The 19,638-nt window shown below is 69.2% G+C and carries 17 protein-coding genes; 6 read left to right on the top strand and 11 right to left on the bottom strand.

What is annotated here, in order from left to right; genetic code table 11:
* Positions 1–298: 298 nt before the first annotated feature.
* Positions 299–2,965, top strand: a complete 2,667-nt coding sequence (locus BLU84_RS19585) for a TonB-dependent receptor (protein ID WP_074871157.1) — start codon at positions 299–301, stop codon at positions 2,963–2,965.
* Positions 2,966–3,428: 463 nt separating this feature from the next.
* A complete protein-coding gene (locus BLU84_RS19580) occupies positions 3,429–4,994 on the top strand; it encodes a sodium/sugar symporter (protein WP_074871156.1) in 1,566 nt (521 codons plus the stop codon).
* A 47-nt stretch (positions 4,995–5,041) separates the two neighbouring features.
* On the opposite strand, the gene BLU84_RS19575 is transcribed toward BLU84_RS19580, so the two are convergent.
* Complete coding sequence (locus tag BLU84_RS19575; protein ID WP_074871154.1) at positions 5,042–6,067, bottom strand: LacI family DNA-binding transcriptional regulator; 1,026 nt, start codon at positions 6,065–6,067, stop codon at positions 5,042–5,044.
* Positions 6,068–6,201: 134 nt separating this feature from the next.
* Between BLU84_RS19575 and BLU84_RS19570 the strand changes: the two genes are divergently transcribed.
* Positions 6,202–8,793 carry a glycoside hydrolase family 3 protein gene (locus tag BLU84_RS19570; protein WP_083382885.1) on the top strand — a complete coding sequence of 864 codons (2,592 nt, stop codon included), beginning with the start codon at positions 6,202–6,204 and terminating at the stop codon, positions 8,791–8,793.
* A gap of 303 nt (positions 8,794–9,096) precedes the next feature.
* A complete protein-coding gene (locus tag BLU84_RS19565; RefSeq protein ID WP_074871409.1) occupies positions 9,097–9,693 on the top strand; it encodes a response regulator transcription factor in 597 nt (198 codons plus the stop codon).
* Between the two features lie 114 nt (positions 9,694–9,807).
* On the opposite strand, the gene BLU84_RS19560 is transcribed toward BLU84_RS19565, so the two are convergent.
* From BLU84_RS19560 to BLU84_RS19545, 4 genes are all read right to left on the bottom strand, one after another.
* Positions 9,808–10,260 carry a copper chaperone PCu(A)C gene (locus BLU84_RS19560; RefSeq protein ID WP_074871152.1) on the bottom strand — a complete coding sequence of 151 codons (453 nt, stop codon included), beginning with the start codon at positions 10,258–10,260 and terminating at the stop codon, positions 9,808–9,810.
* Positions 10,261–10,268: 8 nt separating this feature from the next.
* Positions 10,269–10,877, bottom strand: coding sequence for an SCO family protein (locus tag BLU84_RS19555; protein ID WP_074871150.1), 609 nt, complete (start codon positions 10,875–10,877; stop codon positions 10,269–10,271).
* A gap of 217 nt (positions 10,878–11,094) precedes the next feature.
* A complete protein-coding gene (locus tag BLU84_RS19550) occupies positions 11,095–11,775 on the bottom strand; it encodes a hypothetical protein (RefSeq protein WP_074871148.1) in 681 nt (226 codons plus the stop codon).
* Positions 11,776–11,878: 103 nt separating this feature from the next.
* Entirely contained in the window at positions 11,879–12,187 is a 309-nt protein-coding gene (locus BLU84_RS19545; protein WP_074871146.1) for a hypothetical protein, read from the bottom strand.
* Positions 12,188–12,413: 226 nt separating this feature from the next.
* On the opposite strand from BLU84_RS19545, the gene sctU reads away from it, so the two are divergent.
* Complete coding sequence (sctU, locus tag BLU84_RS19540) at positions 12,414–13,523, top strand: type III secretion system export apparatus subunit SctU (RefSeq protein WP_074871143.1); 1,110 nt, start codon at positions 12,414–12,416, stop codon at positions 13,521–13,523.
* Between the two features lie 162 nt (positions 13,524–13,685).
* On the opposite strand, the gene sctT is transcribed toward sctU, so the two are convergent.
* The 6 genes from sctT to BLU84_RS19505 form a co-directional block, all read right to left on the bottom strand.
* Complete coding sequence (gene sctT, locus BLU84_RS19535; protein WP_074871141.1) at positions 13,686–14,480, bottom strand: type III secretion system export apparatus subunit SctT; 795 nt, start codon at positions 14,478–14,480, stop codon at positions 13,686–13,688.
* Positions 14,481–14,499: 19 nt separating this feature from the next.
* A complete protein-coding gene (sctS, locus tag BLU84_RS19530) occupies positions 14,500–14,766 on the bottom strand; it encodes a type III secretion system export apparatus subunit SctS (RefSeq protein ID WP_074871139.1) in 267 nt (88 codons plus the stop codon).
* Between the two features lie 126 nt (positions 14,767–14,892).
* Positions 14,893–15,828 carry a hypothetical protein gene (locus BLU84_RS28035; protein WP_425479416.1) on the bottom strand — a complete coding sequence of 312 codons (936 nt, stop codon included), beginning with the start codon at positions 15,826–15,828 and terminating at the stop codon, positions 14,893–14,895.
* 3 nt (positions 15,829–15,831) lie between these two features.
* Positions 15,832–16,926 (bottom strand): type III secretion system cytoplasmic ring protein SctQ, encoded by a 1,095-nt coding sequence (sctQ, locus tag BLU84_RS19515; protein WP_074871137.1) that lies wholly within the window; start codon positions 16,924–16,926, stop codon positions 15,832–15,834.
* Positions 16,919–17,554, bottom strand: coding sequence for a response regulator transcription factor (locus BLU84_RS27845; RefSeq protein WP_074871135.1), 636 nt, complete (start codon positions 17,552–17,554; stop codon positions 16,919–16,921). The genes sctQ and BLU84_RS27845 overlap by 8 nt, the downstream gene beginning before the upstream one ends.
* 151 nt (positions 17,555–17,705) lie before the next feature.
* On the bottom strand, positions 17,706–18,788 hold the full coding sequence (locus BLU84_RS19505) for a sensor histidine kinase (RefSeq protein WP_074871133.1): 1,083 nt from the start codon (positions 18,786–18,788) through the stop codon (positions 17,706–17,708).
* Positions 18,789–18,951: 163 nt separating this feature from the next.
* Between BLU84_RS19505 and BLU84_RS19500 the strand changes: the two genes are divergently transcribed.
* Positions 18,952–19,425, top strand: a complete 474-nt coding sequence (locus BLU84_RS19500) for a flagellar biosynthetic protein FliO (protein WP_139175134.1) — start codon at positions 18,952–18,954, stop codon at positions 19,423–19,425.
* Positions 19,426–19,638: the final 213 nt, after the last annotated feature.

Raw genomic sequence — 19,638 nt, 5'->3', positions numbered from 1 at the left:
GCCCGCAACAGCGGCGCGCACGCCGCGATGAAAACGCTTTCGCCCGCGTCCGCGCGCGATTCGCGTGATCCGCATCACGCAAGCGGCGCACACCTGTCCTGTCCCGCGCGGCCGATCCGATCGCGGGCAAATCATGCTGCATCGCCGCATCGTGTCCGCTTTGTTGACAGCGCTGTCATAGGCGGGCTACAAGCTCCCCGCACCGTTTCGGCCGGCTCCGCTCAGGGGGCGCCCGCGCCGCGCCCGCCACAACACCACGACCGGCTTCGCCGCCGGCCCCGGGGAGGGGAGGTTTCCGATGATCGTGCGCCATCGTTGTTCGCGTCTGGGCCTGGCCGTCGTCGCCGCGCTGCTGGCCGGCCACGCCGCTGCGCAGGACGCACCGACGGCCGCGCCGTCGCCGCCGCGCGAGGCCGAGCAGCGCGCCACCGATCTGGATTCGGTCATCGTCACCGTCGAGCGCCGCGCGCAGAGTTTGCAGAAGTACGCCGGCACCGCGCAGGCGCTGTCGCAGGACGATCTGCGCGGCCTGGGCATCAACAACGAGCTGCGCCAGATCCAGGTGGCCGTGCCCGGGCTGAGCATCGCCAACCAGGAAGGCGCGACCGAGATCTTCATCCGCGGCGTGGGCTCGTCCAACAACACCGAGCTCGGCGATCCCGGCGCGGCGCCGCACATCAACGGCGCCTACATCCCGCGTCCGCGCGGCCTGGGCGGGATGTTCTTCGACCTGGAGCGGGTGGAGATCAACAAAGGCCCGCAAGGCACGCTGCGCGGCCGCAACGCGCTGGCCGGCACGCTCAACATCGTCACCAAGAAGCCCGAACTCGGCGGTGAGTTCAGCGGCTACGTGCAGGGCGAGGTCGGCAACCGCGACCAAAAGGGTTACGAAACCGCACTGAACTTTCCGCTCGGCGCGTACGCCGCGCTGCGCCTGTCGGGCTATCACGTCGAGAAGGAAGCCGGCTTCAAGAACGTCGGCTTGTGGAACCACATCCAACCCGCCGGCATCCAGGACGACAGCGCCGGCCGCCTGTCGTTCCTGTACGAGCCCGACGAGAAACTGCAAGTGTTCGCGATGCTCGATGTCGGCCGCGAACTGGGCACCGGTTATCCCGGCGCCGGCGTGTTCCGCGCCGCGGAGGCCGGCTTCAAGCCCGACGACATCGACATGCGCGCGGTGGTCTATCGCGGCGTGCAGGGCAAGGCCGACAACAAGCTGTGGGGCTTCCAGGGCCAGGTGCGCTACGACTTCGGCGCCGTCAATCTGGAGTACAGCGGCAGCTATCGCGACGTCGATTATTTCCAGATCAACTCCGCCTCCGACGGCAACAGCTGGCCGGGCCGCGACCTGCGCGCGCGTCCCGCGGGCGAGCCGGCGAGCTGGGGCGGCGTGGACTACGACAACTTCGGCACCAACTACCTGCAGGCGCGCTCGCAGTCGCAGACCCACGAGCTGCGGCTGTCGTCGGACGACGACGCACGTTTCCGCTGGACCACCGGCGGCTTCTATTTCCACGAGAAGCAGCAGGTCGGCTTCCTGTCGCTGACCGACAAGGGCGCGTTCTATTCGGGCACCGAGTTCACCATGCCCGACGTGGACGGGCGCTCGTGGGCCGTGTACGGCGACGGCACCTACGACGTCAACGAACGGTTCCGGGTCAAGGGCGGTTTGCGCTACACCGAGGAGCGCAAGTCGCGCGACGGCATCGGCGGCAACTGGACGCTCGGCCTGGGCGGCGACGGCGGCGTGTTCCAGACCCGCCTGGGCACCGATGGCTTCATGCCTGCGCTGCTCGATCGGCCCAGCTTCGACGTCACCGGCCTCACCAGCAACGCCGACCTCGCCCGCTTCCTGCTGCAGGGCATCCTGCGCGCCGGCGCGCGCGACACGATGCAGCAACAACTGGCCGGAATCGTCGACGGCAGCCGCCCGAACGGCACCTGTATCGACCGTCCCGACATCGGCGGCAACACGGTGAACTGCCCGGCCAACGGCCAGCACAGCTTCATCGTGCTGGGCGTGCCGTCGCCGCAGCACGGCTCCAGCGCATTCGAGTTCACCGACTGGCGGCTGGGTTTCGAATACGACCTGACCCCGCGCAACCTGCTCTACGCGACCGTCTCCACCGGCCACAAGGCCGGCGGCTTCAACGACAGCTTCGACGTCAACGTGATTCCGGAGACCTACAAGCCGGAGAAGCTGACCGCGCTGGAGATCGGCTCGAAGAATTCGTTCGAGTTCCTCGGCCGTACCTCGACCTTCAACATCAGCGGCTTCTACTACGACTACGCCGATCAGGTGTTCCAGGACCTGAGCGTGATTGCGTTCAATCCCGACGGCGAGGCCAGCGGCTTCGCCCTGGTCAACCGCAACGTCGGCAAGTCCGAGTTGTACGGCGTGGAGGCCGAGGGCCGGTTGCGCTTCGGTGCCGGCTTCACCCTCGATCTCAACGCGCTTTACCTGCAGACCAAGATCAAGCGCGGCGTGGTCGCCGACGTGCGCAGCCAGGACTTCGGCAACGGCGGCATCACCTCGCAGATCGATCTGGCCGGCAACGAGTTGCCGCTGTCGTCCAAGTTCACCTTCAACGCGCGCCTGCAGCAGGCGTTCGACCTGCTCGGCGGCACGTTCGACTGGCAGATTTTGGCCGCGTACCGTTCGTCGTTCTTCCTGACCCAGTACAACAACCGCCCGGTGACCTTCCTGCGCGACACCGCCGGCACGGTGGACCGCATCGAAGACGCGGCTACGGCGGGCTTCCCCGACCGTCAGGGCGGCTTCACCCAGATCAACGCCGGCATCGGCTACGGCACGCTCGATGGCGCCTGGCGCTTCGAGCTGTGGGGCGCGAATCTGACCAACAAGGACGTCTCGCAGAAGGCCCTGGTGGGTTCGGGCGTGAACACGCGATTCCTCAACGATGCGCGCAGCTACGGCGTGCGCGTGCGTTGGAACTTCTGATGTCGCAGCCGAAGGCCGCGACAACCCGGCGTCCCTGCCTCGCCGCTCCGTCCCGCGCGCGTCCCCTCGGCGTGCGGGCGGAACGGCGGGGTGTCGTCGCTGCGGTGTTTCCTGCTCGTCATTTCCGCGTAGGCGGGAATCCGGAGACTTCAGCGTCATCCCGCACTCGTCATTCCCGCGAACGCGGGAATCCAGAGACTTCAGAGTCATCTCACATCCGTCATTCCCGCGAAGGCGGGAATCCAGAGACTTCAGCGTCATGCTTCGGTGAAGCCCTGGATTCCCGCGCTCGCGGGAATGACGGTAGGTGGGTGGCGCCACGAACCACCCGGCCACCGCCTCGGCACCCCGCCGGCGACGCCACTGCAATCGAATTCTTGCCCCAAACCGCCGCCCAGCCATGGCCAGCTTCGGCGGCGGCGGGTAGAACGGACGCACCCGCGCCATCCCGCCACGGAGCCGCATGAAACTCTCCCTGCTCGACACCGCCATCGTCCTGGCCTACCTGGCCGGCGTGTTCGTCCTCGCCCAGTGGGTCTCGCGCGAAAAGGGCGGCCACGAGAAGACCGCCAAAGATTACTTCCTCGCCAGCAAGGCGCTGCCGTGGTGGGCGATCGGCGCTTCGCTGATCGCGGCCAACATCTCGGCCGAACAGATCATCGGCATGTCCGGCTCCGGCTACGCGTTGGGGCTGGCCATCGCTTCGTATGAGTGGATGGCGGCGGCGACGCTGCTGGTGGTCGGCAAGTTCTTCCTGCCGGTGTTCCTGCGCAACGGCATCTACACCATGCCGCAGTTCCTGGAAGAGCGGTACGGCAACCGCATCCGCACCCTGATGGCCGTGTTCTGGCTCGGGCTGTACGTGTTCGTCAACCTGACCTCGATCGTGTGGCTGGGTTCGATCGCGGTGGCGCAAGTCACCGGCATGGACCAGATGCTGGCGCTGACCTTGCTCGGCCTGTTCGCGCTGGCGTATCAGCTGTACGGCGGGCTCAAGGCGGTGGCGCTGACCGATATCGTGCAGGTGACCTTGCTGGTGCTCGGTGGGCTGCTGGTGGCCGGGCTGACCTTGAGCAAGATCGGCGACGGCGCGGGCATCCTGGCTGGCTGGAACAAGCTCGTGACTGCGCACCCGGATCACTTCCATATGATCCTCTCGCCTGATAATCCGCACTACAAGGATCTGCCGGGCATCGGCGTGCTGCTGGGTGGCCTGTGGGTGGCGCACCTGAGCTACTGGGGCTTCAACCAGTACATCATCCAGCGAGCTTTGGCCGCCAAGGACTTGAAGGAGGCGCAGAAGGGCATCGTGTTCGCCGCCGCGCTGAAGATCGTGTTGCCGGTGATCGTGGTGTTGCCGGGCATCGCCGCGGTGATGCTGGCGCCAGATCTGAAGCGTTCCGACGATGCCTATCCGGCGATGATGGCGCTGCTGCCGCCGGGCGTGCTCGGCCTGGTGTTTGCGGCGTTGGTCGCAGCGATCGTGGCCTCGCTGGCGTCGAAGATCAATTCGGTGGCGACTATCTTCACCCTGGACTTTTATGCCAAGCGGCGCGTGGATGCGAGCGAGCGACAACTGGTGCGGGTCGGCCGTATCGCTGCGGCGGTGTCGATCCTCATCGCTATCGCCACCGCGCGCCCGCTGCTGGGTGGTTTCGACCAAGGCTTCCAGTACATCCAGGAATACACCGGCTTCTTCACCCCGGGCATCGTGGTGATCTTCCTGTTTGGCCTGTTCTGGAAGCGCGCCAACGAAGCCGGCGCACTGGCAGCGGCGGGTGGATCGATCGGGTTCTCGCTGTTGTTCAAGTACGTGGTGCTGACCGACATGTCGTTCGTGAACCGTATTGGCCTGGCGTTCCTGTTGTCGGCGGTGTTGATGGCGGCGGTCTCGCTCGCCACCGCCCCGCCCGCGGCGCGCGACCGCATCCGCCACGACGGCGTCAGCTACGCCACCGCGCCGGCCTGGAACATGGCGGCGCTGGCGGTGCTGGCGATCCTGATCGCGCTGTACGCCGCGTTCTGGTGACGGCGGCGGTGCGAGCGCAGCGCGCCGCCCGCGCCGCCGCGCGCGGCTCAGCGCTTGCGCGCGCGCGGCTTGCCGACCGCGCCGGTCGACTTGCGCAACTGCAGTTCGTACGGCGCCAGGATCAGCTGGCCGGCGTCGGGCGCCTTGATCCGCTTGAACAGCTCGTGGGTGGCCAGGCGGCCCATCTCGCGGGTGGGCTGGCGCACCGTGGTCAGCGGCGGATAGATCTGCCGCGACAGCGGCGTGTCGTCGAAGCCGCACACCGACACGTCGCCGGGAATCGACAAGCCCATTTCGCTGGCGGTGCGGATGGTGCCGGCGGCCATGTCGTCGTTGGCGGCGAAGATCGCGGTCGGCGGATCGTCCATCAGCAGCAGGCGCTGGGCGCAGATCGCGCCGGTGTCGTAGTGGAAATCGCCTTCGGCCACCAGCTGCGGATCGAACTCGATGCCGGCCGCGGCCAGGCCGTCGCGATAGCCGTTCAAGCGCCACTGGCTGGCGCCGTGCTCGGGATGGCCCTTGATGTGGGCGATGCGGCGATGGCCGAGCGAGACCAGGTGCGCCATCAGCTCGCGCACCGCGCGTTCCTCGTCGAGCACCACGCCGATGCGCTCGCCGCGCAGCTTGGGCGAGATGTTGGCGTAGGGAATGCGCAGCTGGCCGAGCCGCTTCATCAGGCCCGGGTGGTCGGTCAGCGGCGGCGTCAGCACCAGGCCGTCGGCGCGCGAGCGCTGCACGATCTCGTCCACGTGCGCCACCAGCTTCTTGTCGGTGTAGGTCACCGGCGCCAGCATCAGGTTGTAGTGCTGGCTGTTGCAGGCGTCGAGCATGCCGGCCTGCACTTCCATCAGATAATTGCTGGACGGGTTGTCGTACAGCAGCGCCACCAGGAACGAACGCTGCCCGGCCAGGCTGCGCGCCGACGGGTTCGGCCGGTATTGCAGCTTGCGCGCGGCGGCTTCCACGCGCTTGCGGGTTTCCTCGCTGACGTTGGGTTCCTGGTTGAGCACGCGCGAGACGGTCTTCATCGACACGCCCGCGACCTCCGCCACATCTTCGATGCGCACCCGCATGACCGGTCTGTTTCCTTGTCGCGTGTAGGCCGCATTCTGCCAGATCGCACGGGCGGAACTCATCTGTTTTCGCGGCGTTTCGGCCGATCCGGCCGATCCGGCGCCGTCCTTTTCCTCGCTTTCAGGAGCCACCCATGAACGCCACCGCACCCGCGCCCCGGCGCGCCGCCGCTGTCTCGATCCAAACCGCCGCGCCGCGACCGCGGCGGCTGGCCTGGGCGCTGTTGCTGGCGCTGGCGCCGGCGCTGCCGGGCGCGGCGCAGGAGCCGCCGGCGAGCGTGCATCCGGCGCAATGGCCGGCGCTGAAGCCGCCGATCCCGCGCGACGCCCGGCTCGAGGCGCGGATCCAGGTGCTGCTGGCGAAGATGAGCGTGGAGGAGAAGGTCGGCCAGATCGTCCAGGCCGACATCAACAGCGCCACGCCCGAGGACGTGCGCAAATACCACATCGGTTCGGTATTGGCCGGCGGCAATTCCGAGCCCGGCGGCATCTCCGAGCCGGGCGGCAACTACGCCGCGCCGCCGCAGGAATGGCTGGACATCGCCGACAAGTTCTACAAAGCCTCGATGGACGACAGCGACGGCAAGGTCGCGATCCCGATCCTCTTCGGCATCGACGCCGTGCACGGGCACAACAATCTGATCGGCGCGACCTTGTTCCCGCACAACGTCGGCCTGGGCGCGATGCGCAATCCGGCGCTGATCCGCCGCATCGGCGAGGCCACCGCGGCCGAAGTGCGCAGCACCGGCATGGAATGGACCTTCGCCCCGACCCTGACCGTGCCGCGCGACGACCGCTGGGGCCGCACGTACGAGGGTTACTCGGAAGACCCGCGGCTGGTCGCCAGCTACGCCGCCGCGGCGATCGAGGGCCTGCAGGGCAAGCTCGGCAGCAAGCAGTTCCTCGACGGCGCGCACGTGATCGCCTCGGCCAAGCACTTCCTCGCCGACGGCGGCACCTTCGAGGGCCGCGACCAGGGCGATGCGAAGATCAGCGAGAAGGAGCTGCGCGAGATCCACGGCGCCGGCTATCCGCCGGCGCTCAAAGCCGGCGCGCAGACCGTGATGGCCTCGTTCTCGAGCTGGAACGGCGCCAAGATGCACGGCAACCACGCGCTGCTGACCGACGTGCTGAAAGGCCGCATGGGCTTCGACGGCTTCGTGGTCGGCGACTGGAACGCGCACGGCCAGCTCACCGGTTGCAGCAACGAGAACTGCGCGGCCGCGTTCAACGCCGGCGTGGACATGCTGATGGCGCCCGACAGCTGGCGCGGCTATTACGACAACGCGCTCAAGCAGGTGAAAAGCGGCGAGATCAGCATGGCCCGGCTCGACGATGCGGTGACCCGGATCCTGCGGGTCAAGCTGCGGCTGGGCCTGTTCGAAGCCGGAGCGCCGTCGCAACGGCCGCTCGGCGGTAAGTTCGACGTGCTCGGCAGCGCCGAGCATCGCGCGATCGCGCGGCAGGCGGTGCGCGAGTCGCTGGTGCTGCTCAAGAACGACGCCGGCGTGCTGCCGATCGCGCCCAAGTCGCGGGTGCTGGTGATCGGCGACGGCGCCGACAACGTCGCCAAGCAGTCCGGCGGCTGGACCTTGAACTGGCAGGGCACCGGGCTCAAGCCGTCCGACTTCCCGCATGCGCAATCGATCTGGGCCGGCTTGCGCGAACAGATCGAAGCTGCCGGCGGCAGCGCCGAGCTGTCGAAGGACGGCAAGTACGCGGGCAAGCCCGACGTCGCGATCTTCGTCTACGGCGAAGATCCCTACGCCGAGTTCCAGGGCGACCTGCGCATCGCCACCTTCCGCGGCACGCGCAATCCCGAGCTGGAAACGATCAAGCGGCTCAAGGCCGAGGGCGTGCCGGTGGTCAGCGTGTTCCTGTCGGGCCGGCCGCTGTGGACCAACCGCGAGATCAACGCCTCCGATGCGTTCGTGGCCGCGTGGCTGCCGGGCTCGGAAGGCGGCGGCATCGCCGATGTGTTGCTGCGCAAGGCCGACGGCAAGGTCCAGCGCGACTTCAAGGGCAAGCTGTCGTACTCGTGGCCGCGCACCGCGGTGCAGGTGGCGAACGTCGGCGACGCCGATTATTCGCCGCAGTTCGCGTTCGGTTATGGGTTGAGCTACGCCAAGGGCGGCAAGGTCGGCGCGCTGTCGGAAGATCCCGGCACGCCGGATCTCGACCAGCGTTCGATGAGCTTCCTCGCCCGCGGCGCGCTGCCGCGCGGCTGGCTGTTGCGGGTGGAATCGCAGGGCAAGCGTAGCGACGCGGCCAAGCCGCCGCTGGCCAGCGCCGACGGCGCGCTGGCGGTGACCGCGGTGGACTACAAGGCGCAGGAAGACGCGTGGCGCGCGGAATGGAAGGGCGAAGCGCGGCTGGACCTGGTCGCCGACGCGCCGGTAGAACTGGTGCGCGAGACCAACGGCGACGTGCAGTTGCTGATCTCGCTCAAGGCCGACGCCGTCGGCGCGGGCGAGACGTATCTGACCGCGCAATGCGGGCCCAAGTGCGAGGCGAAGCTGCCGTTCGGCGACATCCTGCGCGGCTTGCCGCGCGGCCAATGGCAGCGCATCGGCGTACCGCTCAAGTGCGTGCGCACCGCCGGCGGCGACATGGGCAAGCTGGAATCCCCGTTCGGCCTGCAGGCGCCGAAGGGAACGGTGCTGGTGCTGCACGAAGTGGCTTACGGCACCGATGCGGACAAGGTGGTGGAGTGCAAGCGGCAGTGAGGGTTGGGCGTTCGGGGGGATGACGATCTGGAAGAGGCGAAACCCATCGACGTCATACCGCGAAACTTACCTTTCGTCATGCCCGCGAAGGCGGGCATCCAGGGCTTTATCGAGGCATGACTCTGAAGTCTCTGGATCCCCGCCTACGCGGGGATGACGTTAGGTGGGTGGCGTAGCGGCCCATCGCCTCCGCGAATTCCGATTTTCCCCCGCAATCCGAACCCCAACCACACCCTTGGACACTTTGTCCTGTGGCAGTTTGCCGCACTCCCGCCGCGCAGGCCCGGGCGTAGGATGCCGCGCATGAACGCAACCACGCCCCCTCGTGCCGTTGTGAACGGCCCCCTCGGCGCGGGCCTGATCGTCGACGACGACGACACCTACGCCGCCACCCTGCAACGCAGCCTCGCCCGTCGCGGCATCGAGGCGCGCACCGCCGGCAGCGTGCGCCAGGCGCTGGACCTGGCGCTGCAACAACCGCCGGCGTTCGCCCTGGTCGATCTCAAGCTCGGCGCCGAATCGGGCCTGCAACTGATCCGGCCGTTGCGCGAGCTGCGCACGGATATGCGCATCGTCTTGGTCACCGGCTACGCCAGCGTCGCCACCGCGGTGGACGCGATCAAGCGCGGCGCCGACGACTACCTGCCCAAGCCGGCCAGCGTCGGCGCGATCTTGGCCGCGCTCGGCATCGACGTGCCCGACGCCGCAGTGCCGCTGGCGCCAGCGCCGGACACGATGATGCCGCTGCGGCGGCTGGAGTGGGAGCACATCCAGCAGGCGCTCAACGACACCGGCGGCAACATCTCGGCGACCGCACGCTTGCTCGGCATGCATCGCCGCTCGCTGCAGCGCAAGCTCGGCAAGCGGCCGGGGCCGGAGCGCAGCGTCGTCGGGTTGTAGCGCAAGACCGTTGTAGGAGCGGCGCGAGCCGCGACTGCGACAATCCAACTGCGCCGAAACTTTCGCGATTGTCGCGTTGTCGCGGTCGCGGCTTGCGCCGCTCCTACAGGTAGATCACGAAGCCGGCGCCGTCAGCGGGCGGACTTCGGCTTGCACCTCTTGTTCGCTGCGCTTGCCGGCGGGGTCTTCGAAGATCAGGGTCAGCGCGACCTTCTGGCCCGCGCGCAGCGGCTGCTTCAGGCCGATCAGCATCAGGTGATAGCCGCCGGGCGCCAGCGCGACCGCGCGGCCTTTCGGCAGCTCCAGCGCGGCGATCTGGCGCATGCGCATGGTCTGGCCCTGCATCGCCATTTCGTGCACTTCCGTGTGTTCGGCGATGGCCGAGCGCGCGCCGATCAAACGCAGGTCGCGCTGCGCGGTCAGGCGCATGAAGGCGCCGGTGGCCGGTTGTTGCGCGACCGTCGCGCGCACCCACGGCGCGTCCACGGCCACTTGCGCCCAGGCGGCGGGCGCCGCGCACGACAGCGCGGCGGCGAACAGCAGGCAACCCAAACGATCGCTACGCATGTTGAGCCTCACAGGATCTGGCGGATGTCGTCGACGCACTCGGCCGCGCTCTGCTCGTGGCGCAACGCCATGCGCAGGCGGCCGTGGGCGTCGTAGACGTAGCTGAGCGCGGAGTGGTCGATGGTGTAGGTCGCGCCGGTCGGCACTTTCGCGTAGACCACGCGGAAGGCCTTGGCGGTTTCGGCGATGCGCTGCTCGCTGCCGCTCAGGCCGATGAAGCTGGGGTCGAACGCCTGGGTGTAGGCCTGCAGCACCGGCGGCGTGTCGCGCGCGGGGTCGAGGGTGACGAACAGCACCTGCAAGCGCGCGCCGTCGGCGCCGAGCAGCTTGCGGATCTGCACTGCGCGGGTCAGCGCGGTCGGGCACACGTCGGGGCACAGGGTGAAGCCGAAGAACAGCAGCACCGGCTTGCCGTAGAAATCGGCGAGCGTGCGTTCGCGGCCTTGCGGGTCGAGCAGGCGGAAGTCGCCGCCGAAACCGGGGCGCAGGCTCAGGTCGATGCCGTGCAGTTGCAGCTTGGGTTCGGCGCGGCCGCAGGCGCTCAGCAGCGCGGCGGCGCCGGCCGCGGCGAGCAGGCGGCGGCGCGTGGGCGAAGGCGGAGCGGACAGGTCGCGCATGCGGGCGGCTTCGGTGCGGGGAAGCCTGCATTGCAGCATCGGCGCTGCGCGCAAGGATGTGGCTCAGTGTCGCAGCGGCGTTTTTGCGTGGGCCCTCACCCCAACCCCTCTCCCGCGGGCGGGGTGAGGGGCTGCGCTTGCGAGCCATCGGCTCGCGCAGCACCGAACGCCCGAACGCTCTGCGGTCGGGCCGGGGTGGGGTTGGGGTGAGGGCCGATCAAAGATCGCGAACCACCCACCCGCTAGGCAACGGCGCCTCCGCCACATCCAGCACCGCTTGTGCGACCTCCTCCGGCGAACGCCCCGCGCGCCATGCATCGGCCAACGCACGCAGACGCTCGCGAGTGGCGCGGGTGTAAGCGCCTTCCATCTCGTTCTGCGCGTCCGCGGCGAGCTTCTGCGGATACAGCGTGCGCGCGTCCTCGCTGCGGTTGAGCAGGGCGATCAGCCGCGCCAGCGCGGTGCGGAAGGTCTGCGCGCCCAGCGCGGTGCGCTGGGTGCGCTGCAGATGCCACACCGTCAGATATTCCACCGGCCCCAGCAGGCGCCGCGGCGTGGCGCCGAAGAAATGGCTGGACAACGCGCTGACCGCGACCGGCCCGGTCGAATCCGGCAGCCGGGTCGCGCCCCAGGAGCTGAGCGCGCCGCCGGGCAGGTCCATGCGCCGCAGCGCGGTGCCGAAGGTGTCGGCGAGCAGGTGCTGGGCGCGCGCGTCGTCGCTCTCGGCGACCACCCCGAGCAGGCGGATGAACAAGGGATAGCGTTCCTCGCCCAGGCGCCGGACCACGCGCTTGAGCACGCTGAGCCGGTATTCCGGGTCGCTGTGCGCGGCCAGCGCGGACACCAGCCGGTCGGCGGCGGCGCGCAGGGCTTCGGGCGAGGGGGCGGAGTCGGTCACGGCGGGCGCTGCAGGGCGAAGGGCGCTAGTAGCCTAGCCGAGCGGGCCGGCGATGCGGGGCCGGGCCGTCTGCGGATCGATTCGGAGCCGAGGCGGCCGCGGCTCAGGCGGTCAGCGAATCCAGCACCGCCTCGGCGCCGCGGTCGGCGGCGGCGGACAGGTCGAGCTGGCCCAGCTCGTGCTCCAGGCGGGTGTCGCCGGGCAGCTGGCGCTCGCCGGCGGGCACGCCGTGCCAGGCGTCGGCGTTGAGGGTCTCCTCGCCGGGGTCGACCGCGGGCGGGGCATAGGCGGGGACGGCCTCGGCGAGCGCGCCCGGCGCCTGCGCCGCCGGCTCGCGAACGCGCAACGCTTCCAGCGTCTGGCTGTCCAGGCCAGTGCGGTCGATGCGCGAATCGGGGCCGATGGTGCTCATGCGGGCAGTGGGAGCGGTCGCGGTTTGGGGGATGGACGCAATGTAGCCCCGAGGCGCGGAAACGGCCAACTCGGGGCGACCCTAGGTGCGGTGGGCGTGCCCATCGCGCGTTCAGGCGCCGCTCGCCGCTGCCTGTCGCAGGCCCGGCGGCGATTGCTGACACCCGCCACTTTCGCACTGTGGCCTGCGTGCTAGCCTCGATGCCCTTCCCGCAGCAGGGCCGCGCATGGCGAAGGACCAGGGCGCCGACAAGACCGAGCCGCCGACCCAGAAAAAGATCCGCGACGCGCGCAAGGAAGGCAATGTCGCCAAGAGCAAGGAGCTCACCAGTACCGTGCTGGTGCTGGGCTGGGTGGTGTGCGGCTGGCTGATGATGGACTTCATGCGGCTCAAGCTGATCCGCCTGTTCGAAACCAGCCTCAAGGCGGTCAACCAGCCCTTCGGCGACGCCTTGCGCGAGGTCGGCGGTTCGGCCTTCGAAACCCTGCTGTGGCTGACCCTGCCGCTGCTGGCGATGGCGGTGTTCCTCGGCGCGATCGTCGAATTCCTGCAGGTCGGCCCGATCCTGGCGCTGGGCAAGCTCAAGCCGGCGATGGACAAGATGAACCCGGCCGAGGGCGTCAAGAAGATGTTCTCGCTCGACAATGTGGTCGAGCTGGTCAAGTCGGTGATCAAGAGCGCGGCGCTGATCGGCATCGGCGTGTTCGTGATCTACAAGATGCTGGGCCAGCTGATGCTGCTGCCTTACGCGCCGCCGGAGGCGATGGGCTCGGGCATCTGGTACGGCCTGGTGCGGATCGTGGTGTGGACGATCTTCGTGTTCTTCTTCGTCTCCGCCATCGACGTGTGGTACCAGAAGTTCTCCTACCTCAAGCAGTTGCGCATGAGCCGGCGCGACATCCAGCAGGAGGTCAAGGAGAACGAGGGCGACCCGCACGTGAAGAGCCGGCGCCGGCAGTTGCATCAGGAATGGTCGCAGCAGAACATGCTCAACGCCGTCCGCCAATCCAACGTCGTCGTGACCAACCCCACCCACATCGCCATCGCCCTGCAGTACGAGCACGGCATCACCGACCTGCCGGTGGTGGTGGCCAAGGGCGAGGGCTACATGGCCGAGGCGATCAAGCGCGCCGCGGTCGAGGCCGGCGTGCCGATCCTGCAGAACATCGAACTCGCGCGCGGCCTGCACGAGCGGGCCGAGCTGGACGAGTACATCGGCAACGAATTCTTCGAGGCCGTGGCCGAAGTGCTGCACTGGGCCGAGACCATGCGCCGCCTGCGCGACGGCGACGACAGCGCGCCGGAACTGCCGCCGCGGCTGGACGACCCGCGCTGACGCGAGTTGCGCAGCTTTCCGCGCGTCCCCGATCCCGCACGTATCCCCCTGTAGGAGCGGCGCGAGCCGCGACCGCGACAACGCACCTGCTGCGAACCTTTCGGCGTAGTTGCGTTGTCGCAGTCGCGGCTCGCGCCGCTCCTGCAAAAAGCGCGAACGCGATTACGCCCCGCCGAAAGCCTTGTTCAAGGCCTCGATCAAACCGCGATTGCCGGAGATGCGCTCCAGCACGATCTCCACATACACCCCCAGCATCAACAGCACGATCCAGGTGGCCAGCCAGGCCTTGATCGGCATGGTGATGGTGAACACGTTGAGCTGCGGGGCGAAGCGGTTGACCAGGCCGAACGACAGATCGATCAGCAGCAGCACCACCATCGCCGGCGCCGCCAGTACCAGCAGCGCGCTCATCAGGTAACTGAACTGGCCGACGAACAGCTCCATGCCGGCCGCGTGCAAGGTCGGGAAGAACGACACCACCGGCCACATCGCGTAGCTGGCCATCAGCAGGTCGAGGAACACCAGGAACGCGCCGCTGGCCATGAACAGCCAGGTCGCGAACTGCGACAGGAAACTGCCGTGCAGCGAGGCCTGGTGGCCCTGGATCGGGTCGAACACCTGCGCCAGGGTCATGCCGACCTGGGTGTCGATGACGTTGCCGGCGGCGCTGATCGCCCAGAACACCATGCCGAACACGAAGCCGATCGACACGCCGATGAACAGCTCCTTGAGGATGATCGGCGCGAACTGCAGCGCGTTGAGCTGGCTCAGCGGCACGCCGTTCATCGCCACCGGGATGGCGATGATCGCCAGCGAGACCATGAAGCTGTTGCGCACCAGCGGCGGCATGTTTTCGGCGGTCAGCAGCGGCAGCATCATGAACGCGCCGAGCACGCGCGGCAGCACCAGCCCCAGCGCGAGCAGCAGATTGCCGCCGTTTTCGACGTCCAGGATCATCGCGTCGTCGCCGCGCGCATCAGTGCCGGATCATGCCGGGGAAGTCGAGGAAGATGCGGTCGGCGAAGGTGTACAAGGTGCCGCCGATCATCGACGCGGTGACGAACAAGGTCACCACGATCACGGTGAACTTGATCGCGTAGGCGAAGGTCTGCTCCTGCAACTGGGTGGCGGCCTGGATGAAGGCCACCACCAGCCCGACCACGGCCGCGGCCACCACCGGCGGACCCGACAGCAGCAGGGTCAGCCACAGGGCCTGTTTGGTCATCTCGAGCATGTCGCCCATGGGTCGGATCCGTTGCGGCGGGGAGGTCTGCGGGCTGGGGAATGAGGGGAATCAGGGCAACGCGGGCCGCATCGGCGATCGGGACGCGAGGTCGTCGACCTTGCGCGCGGCCTTCATGGCCCCGTGTCATCCGCCATACGTCAGCACCAGGCCGTGCACCAGCTTGGCCCAGCCGCCGATCAGCACGAACAGCAGCAGCTTGAACGGCAGCGACACGGTGGTGGGCGAGAGCATCATCATGCCCAGCGAGAGCAGGATGTTCGACACCACCAGGTCGATGATCAGGAACGGCAGGAAGATCAAAAAGCCGATCTGGAACGCGGCGGTGAGTTCGCTGACGGTGAAGGCCGGGATCACCACGATGAAGTCGTTGACGCTGATGTCGGCGCGCGCGTTCGGCGGCAGCAGGCGCTGGGCGCTGCGCAGGAAGAAGGCGCGCTCGGCGTCGCTGGAGTGCTTGATCAGGAACTTGCGCAGCGGCTCCTTGCCGGCGTCCATCAGTTGCAGCAGGCGCGCGGCGTCCATCTTGCCGCCGAGCACGGCCGAGGGCGTCGGCGTCGGGCGTTTGGCGGCGGGCGTCGTCGCGGCCGGCGCAGGCGTCGCAGCGTTGGCCGCGGCGGGCGCGGCAGCCGCAGCAGCAGCGGGAGCCGGCGCGGCCGCTGCGGCCGTCGCCGCAACCGGCGCAGCGGCCACACCGGCCGCCGCCGGCGCAGTGCCCGCCGGCGCAGTCGTCGCGTTCGCCGCAGTATTCGCCGCCGCCGGACCGGTCCCCGGCGGCTGCCCCTGCGTCGCCGCCACCGCGGCGCCGCCGCCGGCGCTGGCGTTGACCGCGTCGTGGGTCTCCAGGATCACCGGGTACATCACATAGATCGACAGCACGATCGCCAGGCCGTTGATGACCACGTTCGGCGGCACCTGCTGCAGGCCCAGCGCGTTGCGCAACAGGCTCAGCACCACGACGATCTTGGTGAAGGAGGTCACCATCACCGCCACGAACGGCGCCAGCGCCAGGCTGACCACGGTCAGCAGCACCAGCGCCGGCGAGAACGAACTGAAATCCATGACTCAGCTCCAGGAGAGCAGGCGCACGCCCAAGGTATCGCCGACCGCGACGATCTCGCCGCGGCCCGCATCGCGCCCGTTGGCGCGGATCACCACGTTGGCGCCTTCCAGCCGCGAGGGCAGGGCGAACACGTAGCCGGGCTGGAATCCCTTGAGATCCTCGTAACGGCATTCCAGCCGCCCCAGGTCGAATTCCAGGCGGACGGGAACGTCCGGCCCGGTCGCTTCGGGCGCTTGCGCGTCGGATTCGGGATCGCTCATCGAAGATGTCTCCTGGTGCGTGGATAGGAACTGCGGCGGGCCGTCGATGCGCCAGCCCTCGGCGCTGGGCGCCAGCGGCCAGGCGCAGCCCGGGGCGCGCGCGCGCATCTGCGGCAGGCGCTGGAAATTGCCGATCACCAGCACGTCGCCGACGCGCAGCTGGCGCCATTGCGCGTAGCGCAGGCTCGGGCCGTCCCAGCTCAGCGCCAGCGGCACCGGCAGCTGCGACCAGTCGCGGTACTGCGCGCCGTCGTCGTCGCCGCGCGGCGCGCGTTCGAACAACTCCGAGCGTTGCAGCAGGCGCTCGACCCAGCCCGGCGGAATGCGCAGATGGCCGCGCGCGCGCGGCTGCGCGGCGGCGTCGAGAATGCGAAAGCCCAGCCACAGGCCGTCGTCGTCGCCGCTACGCGTCTGCAGGCTCTGCAGCGAGGCGGCGCCGTCGTCGACCACCGGAATCAGCGCCACGTCGAGCGCCTGGCTCAGCTTCATCAGCTGCGATTCGTGCGCCAGGCTCCAGGCCAGCACGCGCGAGCGGCCGCGGTAGCCGCTCCAGTGCAGGCCGGTGTCGGTGTCCAGCGTCAGGCCGCTGTCGAGCTGCAGCCGCACCCGCGCGCCGTCGCCTTCCAGCGTCACCACTTCGCCGTCGACCGGGCCGGCGGCGAAGAACTCCAGCCAGCCGCCGCCTTCGCGCAGCGGCCAGCGCTGGGCCGCGCCGAACACGCCGCACAGCGCCTGCGCCTGCCACAGCGGCAGCGCCGGCACGCGCCCGCGCAAGGGTTGCGCGCGGTCGGCGGCGGACGCTGCGGGCGCCGCGTCGATCGGATCGGCGTCAACCATGGCCCAGCGCCACCTTCATCAGTTCGGGCAGCGAGCGTACCCCGAGTTTGTTCATCATGTTCGATCGATGCAGTTCCACGGTCTTGACGCTGATGCCGAGCACGTCGGCGATGATCTTGTTGGGCTTGCTCGCCACCACCAGGTCCATGACCTGGCGTTCGCGCGGGCTGAGCTTGGCCAGGCGGTCGTCGCCGGCTTCGCCGCTGCCGGCGTGGTTGCGCGCGTTGGCGACGGCGGCGCGGATCGCTTCGATCAGGCCTTCGTCGCTGAACGGTTTTTCCAGGAAGTTGGCCGCGCCCTTGCGCATGGCCTCGACCGCCAGCGGCACGTCGCCGTGGGCGGTGACGAACACCAGCGGCAGGCCGATCCCGCGCCGGCGCAGTTCTTCCTGCAATTGCAGGCCGCTCATCAGCGGCATGCGGATGTCCGAGACCAGGCACTGGGCGCCGCCGCCGTGGCGTTCCTGGGCGTAGGCCTCCAGGAACGCCGGCGCCGAGGCGTAGGCCTGGACCTGGAAGCCGGCGGTCTCCAGCAGCCACGCGGTGGAGTCGCGGAAACCGTCGTTGTCGTCGACCAGATAGATGCGTACTTCGCCCGTGCGCACATCCTGGCTGCGGCCTTCGCTCATGCGGATGTCCCTCCATCGGTTCGCGCGCCGGCGCCGCGCGGGGCCGGCCGGCGCATCGGTGCGGCGCGGCCCGGCCCGGCTGCGCGCCAGCGCGACGGTATAACCCGGAGCGGCGGGGCGGCGATGCTGATGTTTGTCACCTGTGCGCCGCTCAAGCGCGCGCCTCGTAGCGCGGCAGGGTGAAGCCGAACACGCTGCCGCCGCCGGCGCGCGGTTCGAAGAACAGCCGGCCCTCGTGGTATTCGATGATCGAGCGGCAGATCGCCAGGCCGATCCCCAGGCCGTCGGTCTTGGTGGTGAAGAACGGCGAGAACAGTTGGTCTTGCTCGGCCGGGCTGAGGCCGGCGCCGCGGTCGGACACCCGCACCTCGACTTGCTCGTCCAGGTTCAGGCGCGCGTCGATGCGCAGCTCGCGCCGCTCCGGGGCGATCTCGCGCATCGCTTCGATCGCGTTCTTGACCAGGTTCAGCAGCACCTGCTCGACCATCACCCGGTCGGCGAACACCGGCGGCAGCGGCTCGGGCAGGGCCAGGTCGATGCGCAGGTCCAGCCGCTCGGCCTCCAGCCGCAGCAGCTCCAGCACGGTTTCGGCGATGCGCGCCAGCGCATGCGGCTCGCGCCGCGGCTCGCGCGCGCGGACGAACTCGCGCACCCGCGAAATCACCGCGCTGGCGTGCTCGGCCTGGGTCCGCGCGGCCTGCAGCGCGCGTTCGACCTGGACCGGGCCGCCGGCCTGTTCGACCAGGCGCAGGCTGCCGTTTACGTAATTCATGATCGCCGCGAGCGGCTGGTTGAGCTCGTGCGCCAGGGTCGCGGCCATTTCGCCGACCGACATCATGCGCGAGGTGAACAGCAGTTTTTCCTGCCGGCTCTTGTGCGAGGCCAGGGTTTCGATGCGCTCGCTGATGTCGACCGCGGTGAGCACGTCGGCGGCCTCGCCGGCGTGCTCGGCCCGGCCCCAGTGCAGCGCGTACCAGCGGCCGCTGTGCGGGGCGCGCACCTCGCGCGGGCGCGCGCCTTCGCCGGCCGGCGCCTGCAGTCGTTCAAGCAGGGCCTCGCGCCGGGCGTGTTCGGGCAGTTCGCCGAATTCGTCGCGGTAGCGCGCGTTGGCCGCGCGCAGCGCGCCGTCGCCGGCGAACACCGCGCAGGCGAACGGCACCGCGGCGAGCAGGCCGGCGTCGTCGCGCGCGGCCTGCGCGCTGGTGCCGGCATTGGCGGAGCGGGTGCGGGCCATGCCTCAATCCCCCGCGCGCGCCGGCGCGGCCACGCGGCCTGCGGCGTGAAGCCGCGACGGGCTGCTACGGTATGTCGCCGCGCGCCGGCCGCCGTTCTCGCCGTCCGCGCTCCTTCCGTTCCCGACTCTGGTTGCGCACTCAATCGCCATGCCGACACTGCCCTTGCTGCGTTCCGCCGTCCGTTCCGGCCTCGCCCGCGCCTGCCTCGCCTTCGCGTGCTGCGCGCCGTGGGCCGCGTTCGCCGCGGCGCCGGCGGCCCCTGTCTCCGCCGCTCCCGCCGCGCAGGCCGCCGCTGCGCAGCCGCCGTCGCTGTTGTTCGAATTCGCCGCGATCGTGCTGCCGGTGGCGGTGGTGCTCGGCGGCCTGGTCGCGGTGTTGTACGTGCTGCGCAAGCGCCACGGTCTGACCGCGCGCGACGCGCCGCTGTCGGTGCTGCAGATCCTGCCGATCGGCCCGCGCGAGCGGATCGTGGTGCTGCGCACCCGCAGCGGCCGCGCGCTCGCGGTCGGCGTCGGTGGACAATCGTTGTCGCTCATCGCCGAGCTCGACCCCGACGACATCGCGCCGGCAACGGTTGCATCGGCAACCGTTTCCGCGTCCGTCGCTGCCGCCCCCACCGCGGAGCGCGAATCGTGAGCGTTTCGCGCGTACGTTAGACGAATGCGACGAATCAATTGCGCACGAGTTCACAAAAACAGCGACGAATGCGCTTGAATTTAGCCGCACGCAATGAAGAGCCCGTGAGTTTGTGCATGCATTGCGCGAACCCGGCTCGTTCACACAACGGGTGACAAATTGCACTTAGTATCGGCCGTCCGGACCGGCATCGTGTCGAGGACAGCCATGCGT

Source organism: Lysobacter enzymogenes, from assembly GCF_900106525.1.
Lineage (GTDB): Bacteria > Pseudomonadota > Gammaproteobacteria > Xanthomonadales > Xanthomonadaceae > Lysobacter > Lysobacter enzymogenes.
The sequence above is the reverse complement of the archived record's forward strand: the minus strand, read 5'-3'. Positions and strand labels throughout refer to the sequence as shown.

Bases quoted from the DNA above. Each gene is read 5' to 3' on its own strand.
- BLU84_RS19585 (WP_074871157.1), top strand. From the start codon at position 299: ATGATCGTGCGCCATCGTTGTTCGCGTCTGGGCCTGGCCGTCGTCGCC.
- BLU84_RS19580 (WP_074871156.1), top strand. From the start codon at position 3,429: ATGAAACTCTCCCTGCTCGACACCGCCATCGTCCTGGCCTACCTGGCC.
- BLU84_RS19575 (WP_074871154.1), bottom strand. From the start codon at position 6,067: ATGCGGGTGCGCATCGAAGATGTGGCGGAGGTCGCGGGCGTGTCGATG.
- BLU84_RS19570 (WP_083382885.1), top strand. From the start codon at position 6,202: ATGAACGCCACCGCACCCGCGCCCCGGCGCGCCGCCGCTGTCTCGATC.
- BLU84_RS19565 (WP_074871409.1), top strand. From the start codon at position 9,097: ATGAACGCAACCACGCCCCCTCGTGCCGTTGTGAACGGCCCCCTCGGC.
- BLU84_RS19560 (WP_074871152.1), bottom strand. From the start codon at position 10,260: ATGCGTAGCGATCGTTTGGGTTGCCTGCTGTTCGCCGCCGCGCTGTCG.
- BLU84_RS19555 (WP_074871150.1), bottom strand. From the start codon at position 10,877: ATGCGCGACCTGTCCGCTCCGCCTTCGCCCACGCGCCGCCGCCTGCTC.
- BLU84_RS19545 (WP_074871146.1), bottom strand. From the start codon at position 12,187: ATGAGCACCATCGGCCCCGATTCGCGCATCGACCGCACTGGCCTGGAC.
- sctU (WP_074871143.1), top strand. From the start codon at position 12,414: ATGGCGAAGGACCAGGGCGCCGACAAGACCGAGCCGCCGACCCAGAAA.
- sctT (WP_074871141.1), bottom strand. From the start codon at position 14,480: ATGATCCTGGACGTCGAAAACGGCGGCAATCTGCTGCTCGCGCTGGGG.
- sctS (WP_074871139.1), bottom strand. From the start codon at position 14,766: ATGGGCGACATGCTCGAGATGACCAAACAGGCCCTGTGGCTGACCCTG.
- BLU84_RS28035 (WP_425479416.1), bottom strand. From the start codon at position 15,828: ATGGATTTCAGTTCGTTCTCGCCGGCGCTGGTGCTGCTGACCGTGGTC.
- sctQ (WP_074871137.1), bottom strand. From the start codon at position 16,926: ATGGTTGACGCCGATCCGATCGACGCGGCGCCCGCAGCGTCCGCCGCC.
- BLU84_RS27845 (WP_074871135.1), bottom strand. From the start codon at position 17,554: ATGAGCGAAGGCCGCAGCCAGGATGTGCGCACGGGCGAAGTACGCATC.
- BLU84_RS19505 (WP_074871133.1), bottom strand. From the start codon at position 18,788: ATGGCCCGCACCCGCTCCGCCAATGCCGGCACCAGCGCGCAGGCCGCG.